The organism is Halomonas sp. 18071143 (assembly GCF_019211725.1).
In the GTDB taxonomy this organism is placed as follows: Bacteria; Pseudomonadota; Gammaproteobacteria; order Pseudomonadales; family Halomonadaceae; genus Vreelandella; species Vreelandella stevensii.
This window is the reverse complement of sequence record NZ_CP078120.1, coordinates 2,389,285-2,405,353: the sequence shown is the minus strand read 5'-3', so window position 1 is coordinate 2,405,353 and position 16,069 is coordinate 2,389,285. Positions and strand designations below refer to the sequence as shown.

The 16,069-nt window shown below is 60.9% G+C and carries 17 protein-coding genes and 4 tRNA genes; 11 read left to right on the top strand and 10 right to left on the bottom strand.

Annotated elements, in window-relative coordinates:
- Positions 1-67 precede the first annotated feature (67 nt).
- Entirely contained in the window at positions 68-364 is a 297-nt protein-coding gene (locus tag KVY02_RS11240; RefSeq protein ID WP_016914356.1) for an integration host factor subunit beta, read from the bottom strand.
- A gap of 222 nt (positions 365-586) precedes the next feature.
- Here KVY02_RS11240 and KVY02_RS11235 point away from each other — a divergent pair, with 222 nt between their 5' ends.
- Positions 587-880, top strand: coding sequence for an FAD assembly factor SdhE (locus KVY02_RS11235; protein ID WP_081138353.1), 294 nt, complete (start codon positions 587-589; stop codon positions 878-880).
- Positions 840-1,238, top strand: coding sequence for a hypothetical protein (locus KVY02_RS11230; protein ID WP_232710797.1), 399 nt, complete (start codon positions 840-842; stop codon positions 1,236-1,238). Before KVY02_RS11235 ends, KVY02_RS11230 begins: the two co-directional genes overlap by 41 nt.
- On the opposite strand, the gene nadB is transcribed toward KVY02_RS11230, so the two are convergent.
- The 7 genes from nadB to uvrY all read right to left on the bottom strand — a co-directional run bounded on the left by nadB (position 1,235) and on the right by uvrY (position 6,504).
- Positions 1,235-2,830, bottom strand: coding sequence for an L-aspartate oxidase (nadB, locus tag KVY02_RS11225; RefSeq protein WP_218313548.1), 1,596 nt, complete (start codon positions 2,828-2,830; stop codon positions 1,235-1,237). The genes KVY02_RS11230 and nadB overlap by 4 nt on opposite strands.
- Before the next feature lie 132 nt (positions 2,831-2,962).
- Positions 2,963-3,049 (bottom strand) — tRNA-Leu (locus KVY02_RS11220).
- A gap of 33 nt (positions 3,050-3,082) precedes the next feature.
- Positions 3,083-3,156: transfer RNA gene (locus KVY02_RS11215), tRNA-Cys, on the bottom strand.
- A 26-nt stretch (positions 3,157-3,182) separates the two neighbouring features.
- Positions 3,183-3,257 (bottom strand) — tRNA-Gly (locus KVY02_RS11210).
- An 86-nt stretch (positions 3,258-3,343) separates the two neighbouring features.
- Positions 3,344-3,892 (bottom strand): CDP-diacylglycerol--glycerol-3-phosphate 3-phosphatidyltransferase, encoded by a 549-nt coding sequence (pgsA, locus tag KVY02_RS11205; RefSeq protein ID WP_081195695.1) that lies wholly within the window; start codon positions 3,890-3,892, stop codon positions 3,344-3,346.
- 100 nt (positions 3,893-3,992) lie between these two features.
- A complete protein-coding gene (gene uvrC / locus KVY02_RS11200; RefSeq protein WP_218313547.1) occupies positions 3,993-5,807 on the bottom strand; it encodes an excinuclease ABC subunit UvrC in 1,815 nt (604 codons plus the stop codon).
- A 46-nt stretch (positions 5,808-5,853) separates the two neighbouring features.
- Positions 5,854-6,504, bottom strand: coding sequence for a UvrY/SirA/GacA family response regulator transcription factor (gene uvrY / locus KVY02_RS11195; protein WP_081138357.1), 651 nt, complete (start codon positions 6,502-6,504; stop codon positions 5,854-5,856).
- Positions 6,505-6,677: 173 nt separating this feature from the next.
- Here uvrY and KVY02_RS11190 point away from each other — a divergent pair.
- Positions 6,678-6,753, top strand: a tRNA-Ala gene (locus KVY02_RS11190).
- 130 nt (positions 6,754-6,883) lie between these two features.
- Here the strand turns inward: KVY02_RS11190 and argF are convergent.
- Positions 6,884-7,804, bottom strand: coding sequence for an ornithine carbamoyltransferase (argF, locus tag KVY02_RS11185; RefSeq protein ID WP_081138359.1), 921 nt, complete (start codon positions 7,802-7,804; stop codon positions 6,884-6,886).
- A 220-nt stretch (positions 7,805-8,024) separates the two neighbouring features.
- Here argF and grxD point away from each other — a divergent pair, with 220 nt between their 5' ends.
- Genes grxD through KVY02_RS11145 form a run of 8 tightly spaced genes read left to right on the top strand, consistent with a single transcriptional unit; the run spans position 8,025 to position 13,881 of the window.
- Positions 8,025-8,375, top strand: coding sequence for a Grx4 family monothiol glutaredoxin (gene grxD / locus KVY02_RS11180; protein ID WP_039182647.1), 351 nt, complete (start codon positions 8,025-8,027; stop codon positions 8,373-8,375).
- A 32-nt stretch (positions 8,376-8,407) separates the two neighbouring features.
- Positions 8,408-10,339, top strand: coding sequence for a DNA polymerase III subunit gamma/tau (dnaX, locus tag KVY02_RS11175; protein ID WP_218313546.1), 1,932 nt, complete (start codon positions 8,408-8,410; stop codon positions 10,337-10,339).
- Positions 10,340-10,377: 38 nt separating this feature from the next.
- Positions 10,378-10,704 carry a YbaB/EbfC family nucleoid-associated protein gene (locus KVY02_RS11170; RefSeq protein ID WP_016914346.1) on the top strand — a complete coding sequence of 109 codons (327 nt, stop codon included), beginning with the start codon at positions 10,378-10,380 and terminating at the stop codon, positions 10,702-10,704.
- 3 nt (positions 10,705-10,707) lie between these two features.
- Complete coding sequence (gene recR, locus KVY02_RS11165; protein ID WP_081138363.1) at positions 10,708-11,313, top strand: recombination mediator RecR; 606 nt, start codon at positions 10,708-10,710, stop codon at positions 11,311-11,313.
- Positions 11,314-11,364: 51 nt separating this feature from the next.
- Positions 11,365-12,498 carry a ribonuclease D gene (rnd, locus tag KVY02_RS11160; RefSeq protein ID WP_218313545.1) on the top strand — a complete coding sequence of 378 codons (1,134 nt, stop codon included), beginning with the start codon at positions 11,365-11,367 and terminating at the stop codon, positions 12,496-12,498.
- Positions 12,495-12,788: a YcgL domain-containing protein gene (locus KVY02_RS11155; protein WP_081195698.1), complete on the top strand. Its 294-nt coding sequence runs from the start codon at positions 12,495-12,497 to the stop codon at positions 12,786-12,788. Before rnd ends, KVY02_RS11155 begins: the two co-directional genes overlap by 4 nt.
- 10 nt (positions 12,789-12,798) lie before the next feature.
- Complete coding sequence (locus KVY02_RS11150) at positions 12,799-13,380, top strand: acyl carrier protein phosphodiesterase (RefSeq protein WP_081138367.1); 582 nt, start codon at positions 12,799-12,801, stop codon at positions 13,378-13,380.
- 42 nt (positions 13,381-13,422) lie between these two features.
- A complete protein-coding gene (locus tag KVY02_RS11145) occupies positions 13,423-13,881 on the top strand; it encodes a YcgN family cysteine cluster protein (protein ID WP_016914341.1) in 459 nt (152 codons plus the stop codon).
- Between the two features lie 59 nt (positions 13,882-13,940).
- Here KVY02_RS11145 and KVY02_RS11140 read toward each other — a convergent pair whose 3' ends face one another.
- Complete coding sequence (locus KVY02_RS11140; protein ID WP_218313544.1) at positions 13,941-16,043, bottom strand: S9 family peptidase; 2,103 nt, start codon at positions 16,041-16,043, stop codon at positions 13,941-13,943.
- Between the last annotated feature and the right edge of the window lie 26 nt (positions 16,044-16,069).

Sequence of the window (16,069 nt, the reverse complement as noted above, 5' to 3'; positions counted from 1 at the left end):
TGCTATTGTGGCTGAGTCCAAGCGTGACGTCATCCTGAAGAACGTCGCAGGGGCCGCTTGCTCAGGTTCAATAGCCTAGCGCTCGGCTGGCATCCACCTGTTCCCGGAGCTCTTTGCCGGGCTTGAAGTGGGGGACATACTTGCCGTCCAGCTCCACCGGGTCACCCGTCTTGGGATTGCGTCCGGTGCGTGGTTCGCGGTAATGAAGTGAAAAACTGCCAAAGCCACGTATTTCGACCCGCCCGCCGCTGGACAAGGCATCGGTCATATCATCGAGGATGATACGCACCGCCGTTTCGACTTCCTTGGCGGACAGCTCCGGTTGACGCATCGCGATTTGTTCGATTAGTTCAGATTTGGTCATCGGTTGGCTCCCTGCAAACGTTAAAGGCCGTTCTTGCGCATGCGACCTCGACACCATCGAAATCAGCATACTTCGCCAAACGGCATAAAACAATTCAGATAAAACAAGGTACTAGCTTGGTGAGCTCAAGGCTGAGTAACAGCATAGGCGAAGCCGAGCGCTGGCGCGACCCTGTCGCTCCGGTATACTGCCTTTTCATTCCCTTTACGTGGAGAAGTGGCGTTGAACGACGATACATCCCCAGCAGCTGTGCTGCGCAAGCGGCTCTATTGGCACTCCCGGCGCGGCATGTGGGAGTTGGACTTGCTGTTGATTCCGTTTCTGGAAGCACGCTTCGAGTCACTCACCCATGAGCAGCAGCAGACCTACCAGCGGTTGATCGAAGAAGAAGACCAGGATTTGTTCGTTTGGCTAATGCACCGCGAGTGGCCGGAGGATCCGGAGCTGCGCCAAATGGTCCAAATGATCGTCGAGCATGCAGAAGCCACCGATAACACTGCCTATCGTACGCTCTAACGTGGCCAGCGGCGTTCATGCAGCATTGTTGATGGGCTGCATGGCGGTGCTGATGCTCCTCGTCAGCGCTGCTTGGATCGGGGTGGCCTTGGTGGTGGGGTTGGCGGTGTGGTGGGTCAGCCGCTGCCGTCAGCCGGCAGGAACATTGCAGCTTGTGCATACAGGGCAACACTGGGCGGCAAGCTGGTTGTTGCCTACTGGTGAACTGGGCCCCGAGCAGCCTGTGCGCTGTGACTATCTGGGGCCCTGGTTGGTGGGGCTGCGTGTCGGCAGGCAGCGTATCTGGATATGGCCTGACAGTCTGCCTGCCGCAGAGCAGCGCCAGCTGCGCCGCTGCCTGCACCGTCCTGGTCGTTAGCGCCTGGCGTTGGGCAGGTCGTCCAGCGTCAGTCGCGAAGGTTGGCTGTCTGGCTGGGCCGAGGGCCAATCGGTGGAGTAATGCAGGCCGCGTGACTCATGACGCTGTAAGGCTGCCAGCGTCGTCAACTGTGCCAGCGCCAGTGCCTGGCCTAGCTGAAGGCTGTCGGGGTGCCGCCGCTCAGGATCCAGCGCTTTCAGGTTCTGCGCCATGTTCTCCAGCTCCGCATGAGCGCTGTTCAAGCCCTGCTCGCTGCGCACGATGGAAACATGCTGGCTCATCACGCTACGCATGGCGTTGCGTAGCTCGTCCAGGGCGTTCCGGTCTACCATAGTGTGCGCATCAATGGGTCTGTCAGCCTGCGCTTCAGGTAGTTGGCAGATCGCTGGCTGCGGCTGGTCGAGCAAGTGCAGGGCGCAGCTGCGGGCGTAGACCAGACACTCCAGCAGAGAGTTGCTGGCCATGCGGTTGGCGCCGTGCAAGCCGGTATAGGCGGACTCGCCGATGGCGTAAAGGTTTGGCACGTCGGTCGCGCCTGCGCTGTTGGTGGCAATGCCGCCGCAGCTGTAGTGAGCGGCGGGCACCACGGGAATGGGTTCCCGGGTGATGTCGATGCCCCGTGATGCGCAGTGGGCCAGGATGGTCGGGAAGTGATGGCGTAGGTTGGTGTCGCCCAGATGGCGGACGTCCAGCCATACGTGCCCCAGCGTACCCTGCTGAATGTTGGCATCGATGGCGCGGGCCACAATGTCCCGAGGGGCCAGTTCGGCACGCGCATCCAGCGCCAGCATGAAGCGCTCTCCCGCTTCGTTGAGCAGGTGGCCACCTTCTCCTCGCACGGCCTCGCTGATCAGAAACGCAGGGCCGTCAGGGTCGAACAGGCAGGTGGGGTGAAACTGCTGGAACTCCAGATTGCACAGGGTTGCGCCCAGCTCGGCAGCCATCATCATACCTTCACCGCTGCTGGGGGCGGGGGTCGTCGTATGGCGATACAGGCCGCTGGCGCCGCCCGTTGCCAGTACCGTATGCGTAGCCAGCAGGTGGTGAAGATTGCCTCCGCTGTCGATGCCCAGTGCGCCCAGGCAGTGGCCAGAGGCGTTCTGGAGCAGGTGCAGAATGGTCAGGTCGCTGCGCTGGGTGATGTTGGGGTGGGCAGCGACTTTATCCAGCAGCGTATCGACCACGGCGCGCCCTGTGGCATCGTCGGCATGGATGATGCGTCTTGCGTTATGGCCGCCCTCTCGGGTGAGGTGAAAGGGGTAGCGGGCGCCGGGGTCCGGGTCTGGGGTAAACGGCACGCCATTGTCGATGAGCCACTGAATGGCCTGGGGGCCGTGGTCGACCGTAAAGCGTACGGCCGCTTCATCGCACAGGCCGTCCCCGGCAATGAGCGTGTCCTGGACATGGTCTTCGAGCTGGTCGTCGGGTGACAGGACGGCAGCAATCCCGCCCTGGGCCCAGCGGCTGGCCCCTTTGTCGTCCTGGGCGGGGCGCACCAGCAGCACCGATCGTTGGTCGGCCACTTCCAGTGCCAGCGTGAGGCCGGCGACGCCGCCACCAATAATGACGATGTCGGATGTTGACGTGCTCATTGGCCCCGCTCCTCCATGACTAACAAGTGCAAGTGGATGGCTAGCATCAAAAAGAACAGATGATAGGCGATGGCCAGACACAAAAAAAGCCGCGTCGATCAGATGATCTCGCAGCGTCGTTGTCTTGCATATTGGTGCCCGGAGCCGGACTTGAACCGGCACGGAGTTACCTCCGAGAGATTTTAAGTCTCTTGCGTCTACCAATTTCGCCATCCGGGCAGTGTGTCGAAAAAAATCGATACACTGGGGAAATGGAGGCTGGAGTCGGAATCGAACCGGCGTACACGGAGTTGCAGTCCGCTGCATAACCACTCTGCCATCCAGCCTGACAAGTCATTGGATTGAACCAAATTGGAGCGGGAAAGGAGATTCGAACTCCCGACCCTCGCCTTGGCAAGGCGATGCTCTACCACTGAGCTATTCCCGCTTGACTCGAGGGCGAATTATACGCATCGCCCAGCGATTGTCAATCAATCAATTCGTTAAGTGCTTAAAAAAGCGAGCTTAGCCCGACTACATCGAGCGGCTAAGGTGCGGCCATGCTGCACGCAGGTACTGAATCATGGACCACAAGGTCAGGGTCGCCGCGGCATACAGGATGGCCACGCCCAGCATGGCCATCTCATGGCCTGGCGGAAACGCAAGCAGTACCAGAATGGCGACCATCTGCAGCGTGGTCTTGAGCTTGCCGATCCACGATACGGCCACCATGCCGCGTTTGCCCATTTCGGCCATCCACTCCCGAAGGGCCGAAATGACGATTTCCCGCCCGATGATGACCAGCGCGGGAAGCGTCAGGGCCACGGAGTCGAAGCGTTCGATGAGCAACGCCAGTGCCACGGCCACCATCAGCTTGTCGGCCACCGGGTCCAGGAACGCGCCAAACGGTGTCGATTGATTCCAGCGGCGGGCAAGATAGCCGTCCAGCCAGTCCGTCACCGATGCCAGGGCAAACAGCCCGGCGGCCATCGGCATGCTCCAGCCAAAGGGCAGGTAGAAAAGCACTACCAGAAGTGGGATGAACGCGATTCGTGCCAGTGTCAGTATGTTGGGTATATTCATCGCAGGGCGCGATCCTTGCCGGAGAATCATGAAAGTCGGAATGTAATGTGCCCGGTCATTCTATCCCCCTTGGCGCATTGCATCCATGTTAACCACCGCTTTATCCGTTCAGAGTGACATAAATCGTCTCTGCCAGGGCGGCGCTGATGCCCGGCACCCGAGTGAGTTCGTCACGGCTGGCCTTTTGCACGCCCTGCAGGCCGCCAAAAAACTTGAGCAATTCGCGGCGCCGCTTGGGGCCGATGCCGGGAATGTCCTGCAGGGTGGACGTGCGCCGCGCCTTGTCACGCGCTGCGCGATGCCCGGCGATGGCGAAGCGGTGCGACTCATCACGAATATGCTGAACGAGGTGCAGGGCAGGTGACGCGGGCTCCAGTACCAGCGGGTTGTCGCTGCTTTCCAGAAACAGGGTTTCGAGCCCAGCCTTGCGCGTGGTGCCCTTGGCGACGCCCAGCAGCACGATCCCTGTTACCTGCAGGTCGGTCAGCACTTGCCGTGCCATGTTCAGTTGCCCCTTGCCACCATCCACGATCAGCACGTCAGGTGCAATGGCTTCGCCGCTTTTTACGCGCTTGAGGCGTCGCGTGAGCGCCTGCTGCATGGCGGCGTAGTCATCGCCTGCGGCCACGCCTTCGATGCGAAAGTGGCGGTAGTCGCTCTTGCGTGGCCCCTGATGGTCGAACACCACGCAGGAGGCCACGGTGGCTTCGCCCTGGCTGTGGCTGATGTCGAAACACTCCAGACGCTCCGGCAGTGAGGGTAGCCCCAGCGCTTGCTGCAGTGACGTGAAGCGTTCGGTGAGCTGCGTGGTGTTGGCCAACTGCGAGGCGAGCTGCTGCTCGGCATTGGTCATGGCCAGGTGCTGCCACTGGGCACGATGACCGCGTACCTGGTGGGTCACGCGGACTTTTTTGCCTGCCTGTTGGGCAAGCGCGTCGGCAATCAGCGCGCTGTCTTCCAGCGGGAGATTGGTGATCACTTCGCTGGGCACGCTATGGGGCTGGCCGAAATAGTATTGGCTGACCACTTCGGTCAGCAGTGCCTCAGGGGGGAGGTCAAGGTCGTTTTTGGGGGTGTGATGCTGCGCGCCCAGCAGGCGCCCATCGCGGACGCTGAGGATGGAAATGCCCAGTGCGCCGGGGCGTTGAGCCAGCGCAAAAATATCTGCATCGCCGCTCTCGTTATCGACGAACTGGCGCTGCTGCATTTGACGCAGCTGCTGGATCTGGTCACGCAGGCGGGCGGCTTCTTCAAAATCGAGCGCCCGGCTCGCCGCCTCCATTTCTGCGGTGAGTAGCTGCGTGACGTGTTCGCTCTTGCCTTCCAGACACATGACCGCATGGTCGACATCCCGCTGATACTCTGGCTGTGAGATGTAGTCCACGCAGGGGGCGCTACAGCGTTCGATCTGGTACTGCAGGCACGGACGGGAGCGATGGGCGAAGACGCTATCTTCACAGTTGCGGATACGAAAGATTTTCTGCATCAGGGTCAGGCTCTCCCTGACCGCGCCGCTGCTGGGGTAGGGGCCGAGGTATTTGCCGTCACCACGCCGTTGCCGGGCGCGCTTGTACTCCAGAGCGGGGTAGGGGTGGCGGTCGGTCACGAATACGAAAGGATAGGATTTGTCGTCCCGCAGCAGGATATTGTAGGGCGGGCGTAGTTCCTTGATCAGCGTCTGTTCCAGCAGTAACGCTTCGGTTTCGCTACGCGTGACGGTGATCTGAATATCGGCAATGCGCGAGACCATGGCCTGGGTCTTGGCATTGAGTTGGCCGCGGAAATAGCTGGCCAGGCGTGCCTTGAGGCGTTTGGCCTTGCCGACGTAGAGCGTGTTCTGCTGTTCGTCGAGCATTTTATAGACGCCGGGAGAGGCGCTGACGGAGCTGAGGAACTGCTTGGCATCAAAGGGCATGGCGAATCAACGGCGCTTCTCATGGGCAGAAGCAGCGATGGTAGGTCTATCCCAGGATGGCGTCAAAGCCCTCCACCAGCCCGTGGCGCAGAGCGAGGTGCGTCAACTCTACGTCGGTAGCCACTTGTAGTTTGTCAAACAGGCGGTAGCGGTAGGTATTGACGGTTTTAGGGCTCAGGTGCAAACGGTCCGAGATGTCCTGTACGCGCTGGCAGTTGACGATCATCAGCGCGATTTGCAGTTCGCGATGCGAGAGGTGGCTAAAAGGATTGTCTTCATCGTCGAAGTGAGAGAGGGCCAGCCGCTGGGCGATTTCCTGGCTGACATAGCGGCGTCCGTGAAACACCTGGCGGATGGCCTCGGTCATTTCCGTGGCGTCGGCGCCCTTGCTGAGAAAGCCGGATGCGCCTGCTTCGAGCATGCGCCGCAGTACGCTATCTTCAAGGTGTGCCGTGAGGATAATGACTTTTACGTCCGAGAGCGTGCGATTGATGCGTCGGGTGGCTTCTAGGCCGCCGATGCCCGGCATGCGAATATCCATCAGCACGATGTCGGGCTTCAATTGTCGGCTTTGCGTCACTGCGGTTTCGCCATCATCCACTTCACCCACAATCTTGATATCGCTCTCTTCGTTCAGCAGGTGGGCGATACTGGTTCTCACCAGGTGGTGATCATCGGCAATTAAAACGTTGATCAAGGGACTGGCTCCTGCAGGTAATCATCGTGAACTAGGGCGATACGCACGCTGCGTAGGTATAGAGTGCCACAGCTCTTGGCAAAGGAGAATTAGTTAATGCTTGTTCACTTTATTTCTTGACCTCACGCAAGTGCTGGAGTAATATTCGCACCGCTGCCGCAATGGTAGCGTGTGGGGCCTTAGCTCAGCTGGGAGAGCGCAACACTGGCAGTGTTGAGGTCAGCGGTTCGATCCCGCTAGGCTCCACCAAAATTTCGAAGCGCTGCGTATCTTACGCGGCGTTTTTTTGTTGCGTGTTTCATATGGCGGTATGGCTGCTTGCCATCCGGCTCTTGCGCTGCCGATGCCCGCTCACAGGGTGAGCAGGCATTGTCGTCGACTAGGCGTCTACCTTGCCCAGCAGCAGAAACTCGATCAAGGCTTTTTGTGCGTGCAGACGGTTGCCTGCCTCTTGCCAGACCACGGCGCGGGGGTCGTCGAGCAGCGTATGGCTGATCTCTTCGCCGCGATGTGCTGGCAGGCAGTGCAAGAACAGGACGTCCGCGTGAGCGCTATCGAGCATCGCTTCGGTTACCTGGAAGCCCGCGAAATCGGCTTCTCGCTTCGCTTGCTCCTGCTCCTGGCCCATGGAGGCCCAGACGTCGGTAGTGATCAGGTCAGCGCCTTGAGCAGCCTGCTGTGGGTCGCGCAGTAGAGTGATGCAGTCGCCAGCGGCTTGCATGATGTCGTCGCGGGGCTCATAGCCTTCCGGGCAGCAAATTCTCAAGCGGAAACCGAACTGGCGGGCAGCATTGATCCACGAGTGGCACATGTTGTTGCCATCGCCGATCCATACGGCGGTCTTGCCCTTGACGCTGCCGCGCAGCTCGGTCCAGGTCATGACGTCTGCCAGCAATTGGCAGGGGTGGTAGTCGTCGCTGAGGGCATTGATGACCGGCACGCTGCTGGCGCTGGCGTACGCTTCCAGCCCTGCATGGGAGAAGGTGCGGATCATCACCGCGTCGACCATTTCGGCCAGTACGCGGGCGGTATCTTCGATGGGCTCGCCGCGACCCAGCTGGGTGTCGCGGGGAGACAGAAACAGGGCGTGGCCACCAAACTGGGCCATGCCGGTCTCGAAGGAAACACGGGTGCGCGTGGAGGACTTCTCGAAAATCATCGCCAGGGTGCGGTTGGGCAGCGGCGTATAGACCGGTCCGTTGGCCTTGAGGTCCGTCTTGATCTTGATGGCGCGCTGGATCAGATAGTCCAGCTCTTCAGGGGTCAAATCCAGCAGGGTAAGGAAATGGCGTGTCGCCATGGTGACGTCTCTCCGCGCAAAAACACCATCCTAGCGAGGCCGCAGGGGATGCGCAACGCAAGCGGCATGCGTAGAATATCCGCCACGCAATATGACCGAGTCGTTTGCTCAGGTATTGACCTGCAGGATCAAGACTGACGATGACCCGGTCGCAGGGTTAAAGCCAGTGGCCGAATTGCGTACACTGGAAAAGACCATATTTTTTATCGAGGAGCATCCCATGAGCACCACGGCTGACAATATCCAGCGTCAAATCACTGAAAACCCGATTCTCATCTACATGAAGGGTACGCCCCAGCTGCCGCAGTGTGGTTTCTCTGCGCAGACGGTTCAGGCGCTGATGAGCTGCGGTGAGCGTTTTGCTTTCGTCAACGTGCTGGACAATCCCGATATTCGTGCCGAACTGCCCAAAATTGCCAACTGGCCCACCTTCCCACAGCTGTGGGTAGAAGGCGAGCTGGTCGGCGGATGCGATATCGTGATGGAAATGCACCAGAGTGGCGATCTCGAGAAGTTGATCAAGGAAGCTGCCCAGCGTGCAGGCGCTGCTGAAAACGGCACTGACGCCTAATCCAAGAACAGCGCCCAAGGAAGTTTTGCTCCATGAGCTATCAGGTTCTGGCCCGTAAATGGCGGCCACGCACATTCCACGAGCTTGTGGGGCAGGCCCATGTCCAACGCGCCCTGGTCAATGCTCTTGACCAGGGGCGTTTGCACCACGCGTACCTGTTCACCGGCACGCGTGGCGTCGGCAAGACCACCCTGGCACGGATATTGGCCAAGTGCCTGAACTGCACCGCCAATGGGCGTGGTGACGAGGGCGTCACGTCGACCCCTTGTGGCCAGTGCCCCAGCTGTGAGGCGATCGACCAGGGGCGCTTCGTCGACCTGATCGAAGTCGATGCCGCGTCGCGAACCAAGGTCGAAGATACCCGCGAGCTGCTGGACAACGTTCAGTACGCGCCTACCCAAGGGCGTTACAAGGTGTACCTGATCGACGAGGTGCACATGTTGTCGACCAGCAGCTTCAATGCGCTGCTGAAGACACTGGAAGAACCCCCGCCCCACGTCAAGTTTCTGCTGGCGACCACCGACCCGCAAAAATTGCCTGCCACCGTGCTCTCCCGGTGCTTGCAGTTCACTCTGAAGCACATGCCACCTGAGCGGGTGGTCGAACACCTCAGCTTCGTGCTGGGTAAAGAAGGCGTCGAGTACGATGAGAGTGCGCTTTGGTTGCTGGGCAAGGCTGCGGCGGGCTCGATGCGCGATGCCATGAGTCTGACCGATCAAGCCATTGCTTTTGGTCAGGGGGCGGTACGCCATGGCGATGTTGCGGCCATGCTGGGTACGCTGGATCACCGTCACGTACTGGCGCTGGTAGAGGCGCTGGCGAACGTGGACGTTCAGCAGCTGCTGCAGGAGGTCGCTCAGCTCGCCGAGCAGGGGCCGGACTTTGCCGCCGTGCTGGATGAGCTGACCGCCATTTTGCACCGGCTGGCCGTAGCCCAGATGCTGCCTGACGCGGTGGATAACAGTCACGGTGACCGCACCCAGATTCAGCAGCTTGCCGGGCGCTTTACCGCCGAAGATCTGCAGCTTTACTACCAGATCGGTATCCAGGGAAGAGGCGACATGGTGCATGCGCCCGACTTGCGCAGCGCGCTGGAGATGACGCTGCTGAGGATGCTGGCGTTTCGCCCTCAGGGGGTTCCAAAACCCCCCACGGTGCCGCTGCCGTTGCGTCGTGAAACGCTCATTGAGCCCGCGGCCGAGGCTGCGGCCGTTGAGAGCGAGCCAAAAAAGCCTGAGCCTGCGCCGCCCGCTGCGCAGGCTACACCGCCGCAAACACCTGTTGCGCGGGTATCTGCTGAGCCGCCCCAAAACGCACCAGAGAGTCGCTCACCAGAGAGTCGCGTTGCTGTGGCACAGCCAGCAGAGGAGCCGCCGCCCTGGTCGCTTGACGAAGTGAATCAGGCCGCTATGCTCGCGCCAGAGCCAGAGCCAGAGCCAGAGCCAGAGCCAGAGCCAGAGCCAGAGCCAGAGCCAGAGCCAGAGCCAGAGCCAGAGCCAGAGCCAGAGCCAGAGCCAATACACCCGCATCCCCAGGCTACGCCGTCGGCATCCCCCTCGTCGGCAGGCCCGCTGGATCATGCCGGATGGCTGAAATGCTTTGATGCGCTGGTCCTTGGGGGGTTGACCCGCAACCTCGCGGCACACTGTCAGGTGGAAAGCGATGATGGCGCCACGCTGGTGCTGCGTCTGGACCCATCGCAGTCGGCCATGCAAGCTGAGGTGCACAACCAGCGCATCGAGCGCGCGTTGAGCGGGATTGGTCTACCCAGAAAAGTGCACTTCAAGGTGGCAGCGCTGGACGCGGGTATCGAAACTCCACGGCAGCAGGAAGAGCGTCTTCAACAAGAGCGGCATGCCGAAGCGGTTGATCTACTTTATCGTGACCCCAATATTGAGAAGTTACGTCACGCTTTTGGGGCTACGCTGATTGAGTCGACGGTAAAACCCGCATCGCACTCTTGACCCCATCACTTCAGTCATATCACTCAGGAGATCACCGCATGTTCAAAGGCGGAATGGGCAACATCATGAAGCAAGCCCAGGAAATGCAGGAAAAAATGCAGCGCGCTCAGGAAGAGGTCGCCAAGGCAGAAGTGCATGGTGAGGCGGGCGCTGGCATGGTGAAGGTCGTCATGAACGGCCGCCACGATGTGATCAGCGTGGCCATCGACCAAAGCGTCATGGAGGAAGACAAGGAGTTGCTGGAAGACCTGCTGGCCGCGGCCGTCAACGACGCTGTGCGCAAGGTAGAAGCCAACTCGAAAGCCAGAATGGAAGAGGCAACGGCGGGCCTTAACCTTCCGCCCGGCTTCAAGATGCCGTTCTGATCCATGCGCTTTTCCCCCCTCGTAGAGCAGTTGATGGATGCGTTTCGCGTGCTGCCCGGCGTTGGGCCCAAGACGGCCCAGCGCATGGCGATGCACCTTCTGGAGCGTGAGCGCCCCGGCGGGCAACGGCTTGCCGAGGTGATCCTGCGTGCCATCGAAGACGTGGGTTATTGCCAGCACTGCCGCACCCTCACCGAGGCCGACATATGCGCCTTGTGCGAGAGCCCGCGCCGCGACGACAGCTTGCTGTGCGTGGTCGAGTCGCCAGCGGATCAGCTCGCCATCGAAGAGGCGGGCGGCTTTCAGGGTCGCTACTTCGTGCTGCATGGTCATCTTTCACCGCTGGACGGTGTAGGCCCTGATGCCTTGGGTTTGGCGCTGCTGGAAAGCCGAGTGGCCGAAGGGCACATTCGCGAGATCGTGCTGGCCACCAACCCCACGGTTGAAGGCGAGGCGACGGCGCACTACATCGCCGCCCAGCTTGCCCAGTACGGCGTGGCGTTTTCTCGTCTTGCTTACGGTGTGCCCATGGGGGGGGAGCTCGAGTATGTGGATGGTGGCACTCTGAGCCGTGCCTTTAACGGTCGTCAGCCTTTTGCTAGCGATTAAGTCGGATAAAACGCAAGCGCCAAGGCGGTTGTGACAACCTGGAAACCCGAATTGTCCTCTTCAACCTCCTCCTTGTACCAATGGATCGACAGCGCCGAGGCGCTGGATGCCGCCTGCCAGCAGGTGGCCAGCGCAGAGGTCATTGCACTGGATACCGAGTTCTTTCGTGAGAACACCTTCTTTCCCGTGCCTGCGCTCATTCAATTTGCCGGGGGTGAAACCGCCTATCTGGTAGATCCCCTGGTGACGCCCTGTACGCCCGCTTTCAAGGCTCTGTTGCAGAGCCGGGTTCCCAAGCTGCTGCATGCCTGCAGCGAAGACCTCGAAGTGTTTCAGCACTGGGCGGGAACGCTGCCGACGCCGCTGATCGACACTCAAGTGGCGCAAGCGTTTCTGGGCGAGAATCCGGGAATGGGGTATCAGAAGCTGGTAGAGCACTGGATAGGTGACACGCTGCCCAAGGAAGAGACTCGCTCCAACTGGTTGGAGCGGCCTTTGACCGCGTCGCAGTGTGAATATGCCGCGCTGGACGTGACCTACCTGCTGCAGGTCTGGAAGCGTCAGGCCGCCCAGTTGGCCGAGCTTGGGCGGCTTGGCTGGGTCGAGGAGGAGTGTGCCGCACTCATCGAGCAGGCAGGTCGTGACGAAGAGAGCGATGGCCAGTGGTATACCCGTCAGCGTCAGCTGTGGCGTCTGGCACCACGCCAGTTGGAAGCGTATCGGCTGATGACCATCTGGCGGGAAGGGGAGACCCGGCGGCGTGACCTGCCGCGCAACTGGCTGGTCAGCGACAAGCTGTTGTTTGCCGTGGCCGAAAAAATGCCCGGTAATCGCTATGAGCTGGCAGAGGTGGAGGGCGTCAAGCCCACGCTGGTCAAGAAGGAGGGCGATGCCCTGCTAGGCTGGGTGAAGCAGGCGCAACACTGCCCTGAAAGCGCCTTGCCTGCTCGCTGGCCTGACCCCATGCAACCGCCTTTCAAGCGCCGCTTCAAGGCCATCAAGCAGGTCGTGGCAGAAAAGGCTGCGGCCCTGGGGATTGCGCCGGAAATGCTGCTTCGTCGTCGTGATATCGAAGCGCTGGTCATGCAGTCCTTGGCCGGCGAGCCGCTCGATGAGCTGCACGGCTGGCGCGGAGTCTGTCTGGGTCAGGACCTTCAACGAGCCTTAGAGGAAGCGTCGGAATGAGCGAGAAGTTACTTTGCGAGATTTTTAGAAGCTCACGAAAAGAGGAGATGTACCTTTACGTGGACAAGCGCAAGGGCCTGGTAGACGTGCCCGAGGCCTTGATGGCGACTTTCGGCAAGCCCGTCCCGGTGCTGACCATGATCCTGACCGAGGAGAAGTCATTGGCACGCGTGGCCGCCCGCGATGTCATGGCGGCCATTGAAGAGCAGGGGTTCTACCTGCAGATGCCCCCCGCCAAGGAGCCGTACCTGCTGGACCTGCATCGCGCTGAATCTGCCTGCCGCTCGTGATGATGCCAGAATGAATTTTCTGGCCCATGCCTGGTTGGCACGCCCCGGCAACGATGGTTTTCTCTACGGCAACCTGATTGCCGATGGGGTCAAGGGCAGAGACCTTTCCGGCTGGCCGACCAGCGTGGCCGACGGCATTCGCCATCACCGCCGTGTGGATGCCTGGGTGGATCAGCACCCCCGGGTGCTGGCTGCCCGTCATCGGGCTCCCAGGCAACAGCGCCGCTATGCCGGTATTGCCCTCGATCTGGTGTGGGACCACTTCATTGCCCAGCAGCAGGCGGGTGAACGGCAGCATCAGCTCATCGAGCGCTGTTACCAGCTACTGTCGGCCAGGCCTGCTCCCCAACGGCTGGCCAGCATGATGCCCGTGCTGGTCGAGCAGGACTGGCTGCGCCGCTACGCCGACTTCGACTTTACCTGTCAGGCGGTGGTAGGCATCGGCAGGCGTTTGACAGGCCCGAATCGTTTGGCCGAGCTGGTCCCCTGGCTATACGATGATTACGCCCTTCTTGAGGCTGACTTCAGCGTGCTGTGGCGCGAATGTCAGGCGCATTTGACCAGCAGTGGCAACGACACCAGCGCTCGTTGATCGGCGTCGGCGATCATGCATCTACCCGAGAGAGAACCGAACATGGAAACCACATTGCGTGAGCGCTTCTGGGAGCGCTATCCGCTGGAGGAGTTGACCGCGCCAGAGTGGGAAGCGCTCTGCGATGGCTGCGGCCAGTGTTGCCTGTTGAAGCTGCATGACGATGACACTCAGGAATTGGCTATTCTGAACGTTGCTTGTCGGCTGTTGGATCTACACAGCTGCCAATGCAGTGATTACGAGAATCGCTTTGCCAGCGTGCCGGACTGCACGCAGCTGACGCCAGCGCTGGTAAAAGAGTTTACCTGGCTGCCGCATACCTGTGGCTACCGTCGGGTGGCCGAAGGGCGCAAGTTGGCGGGTTGGCATCCGCTGTTGAGCAACGACGCCGAGCGAGTGCATCGTAAGGGAGTGAGCGTCAGAGGCTTTGCGGTATCACAAGATGAGGTGCCGGAACGGCATCTCGAAGAGCATATCATTGCGGTCATTCCCATGTCCTGACCGCCAACCGAAACGCAATGCGCTGCCATCCATGGCAGGACCATCGCCGCTGGCTCATTTTATTCAGGCATTGTCACGAGACCCAACGCCCACAGAATGAAGGCATCCTGACGTGCCGCGTCGCGCCAGGCCTTGAATCTGCCGGAGGCGCCGCCGTGACCGCTGGTCATGTCGGTGTGCAGCAGAATCGGGGCGCTTCCCTGCTGAGCCTGGGTCACGCGAGCATAGAACTTGGCGGGCTCCCAATAGCTGACTCGGGTATCGAACCAGCTGCCTTCGATCCATAGCGCCGGGTAACGCTGAGGGCGAATATTATCCACGGGAGAGTAAGCGGCGATCCGCTCGCGAACCTCGTTGATCTCCGGGTTGCCCCATTCGGTGTACTCGGCGGTGGTCAACGGCAGCTCGGGATTCTGCATGGTGCGCAGTACATCCAAAAACGGCACGTCGAGCACGGCAGCGCAGAACGCCTCTGGTGCCCGGTTCAGGCAGGTACCCACCAGCAGCCCGCCCGCGCTGGCACCACAGGCGACGATCCGTTCAGGCTGGCTGACCTGCTCGGACACCAGTGCCTCGCGGGCAGCCAGGAAATCATGAAAGCTGTTTTCCTTGTTGGCCATCTTGCCTGTCAGGTACCACGGTTCGCCGCGCTCGCCGCCGCCGCGTACGTGGGCCACGGCAAAGGCCACGCCGCGCTCCAGGAGCTCCAGCCTGGCAATCGAAAACCAGGGGTCGAGCGCTTCGCCATAGGCGCCGTAGCCATATAGCAGCGTCGGCAGAGGCTGCCCGGCCAGATCGGCACGCATGACCACGGAAACAGGCACCTGTTCACCGTCGTGGCTGGTGGCCCAGATCCGGCGGCTGACCAGTTGTTCGGGGGAGAGGCTGCCGTGTACCGGTACTTGCTTGAGGAGCGTGCGCTCACCGCTGTCCAGGTTCAGCGCAAACCAGCGGGGCGGGTGAGTAAAAGACTCTTCCCGCAAGTGGAGCGTGCGGGCATCGAAGTGGGGCATGTCCTCCAGAAGCTGCGAGGCAGGCGTGTCGGGTAGCGCCAGGTAGTGATCTTCGATAAGCGTATGGCCATCTTCGGCCAGGCTCAGTTGCCTCAACCGCACCTGAGCTTCCTGATGGCTGCGTTCGGCCACGATCAGCCCCCTGGCGAACGCATCGACTCCTTCCAGCGTGGCGTCCTCCCGCGGGGGCAGCAGGCTTTGCCAGCCCGTATCTTCCAGTGTGTCGGCACGTACATCCAGGGCAAAGTGTGGCCCTGACTGATTGTGGAGCCGATAGAAAGCCCCCGGCCGATGGTCGATGCTGACCTCCACGCCACTCGTGCGCCCATGCAGGCATACTGGGCTCGCGGCGGGTTGGTGGGCGGGCAGGGCGTGGACCTCCGTGGTATCTTTCGAGCCGCTCTCGATGATCAGCCATTGACGCGAGCGGGTCTTGCCAACGCCCAGCCAGAACTCCGGGTCGTCTTCACGCAGGATCAGTGTCGGCGCGCTAGCCTGAGTGTCGGTGTCGACCTGGGCGTCACTATGGAGCCCTACCCACAGTCGCCACAGGCTATCGGGGCGTTGGGTATCATCAAAGCGGGTAAACAGCAGCGTCGCGCCCTGGGGGGTCTGGTCCTCTGCCCAGCACACCGACGGCCCGATGTCTTCGAGCAACTGGCGGGGAGTGCCGTTGGGCAACGCTTTCAGCCAGAGGGTGTAGCGTTCGTCCCCTTGGGTGTCTTCGGTCCAGGCCAGCCACTGTTCGTCGGGGGAGAGGGCCATGTCCCCCATATCGTAGAACGGCTGCCCTGCCGCGCGCTCGCGCACATCCAGAAAGCATTCGCTACGCTGGGGCTGGCCGTTGGGATGGCGCCACCAGCAGGGGTAGTCGTCGTCGGCGCCTGTCTCGCTCCAGCAGGTAAAGTGGTCAAGTTCCGTGGCCAGACTCTTGACCGCCAGCTCGCGCCGTGCCAAGTGGGAGTGGTAGAGGGCGTCGGCTAGCGGCGTCAAGGGGCGAAACCAGTCGGCATGCTGCTGGTTGGCGTCGGCTAAAAAAGCTTGAACGTCTGGTGCGTCACGGGATTCCAACCAGTGCCATTCAGGGTCATCGGCGCGATAATAGCGTGCTACGGGCGAGCCTTCGTACATACCAGGCTGTGCTTTCATAAATTGACAGGTACCATAACGGGAAA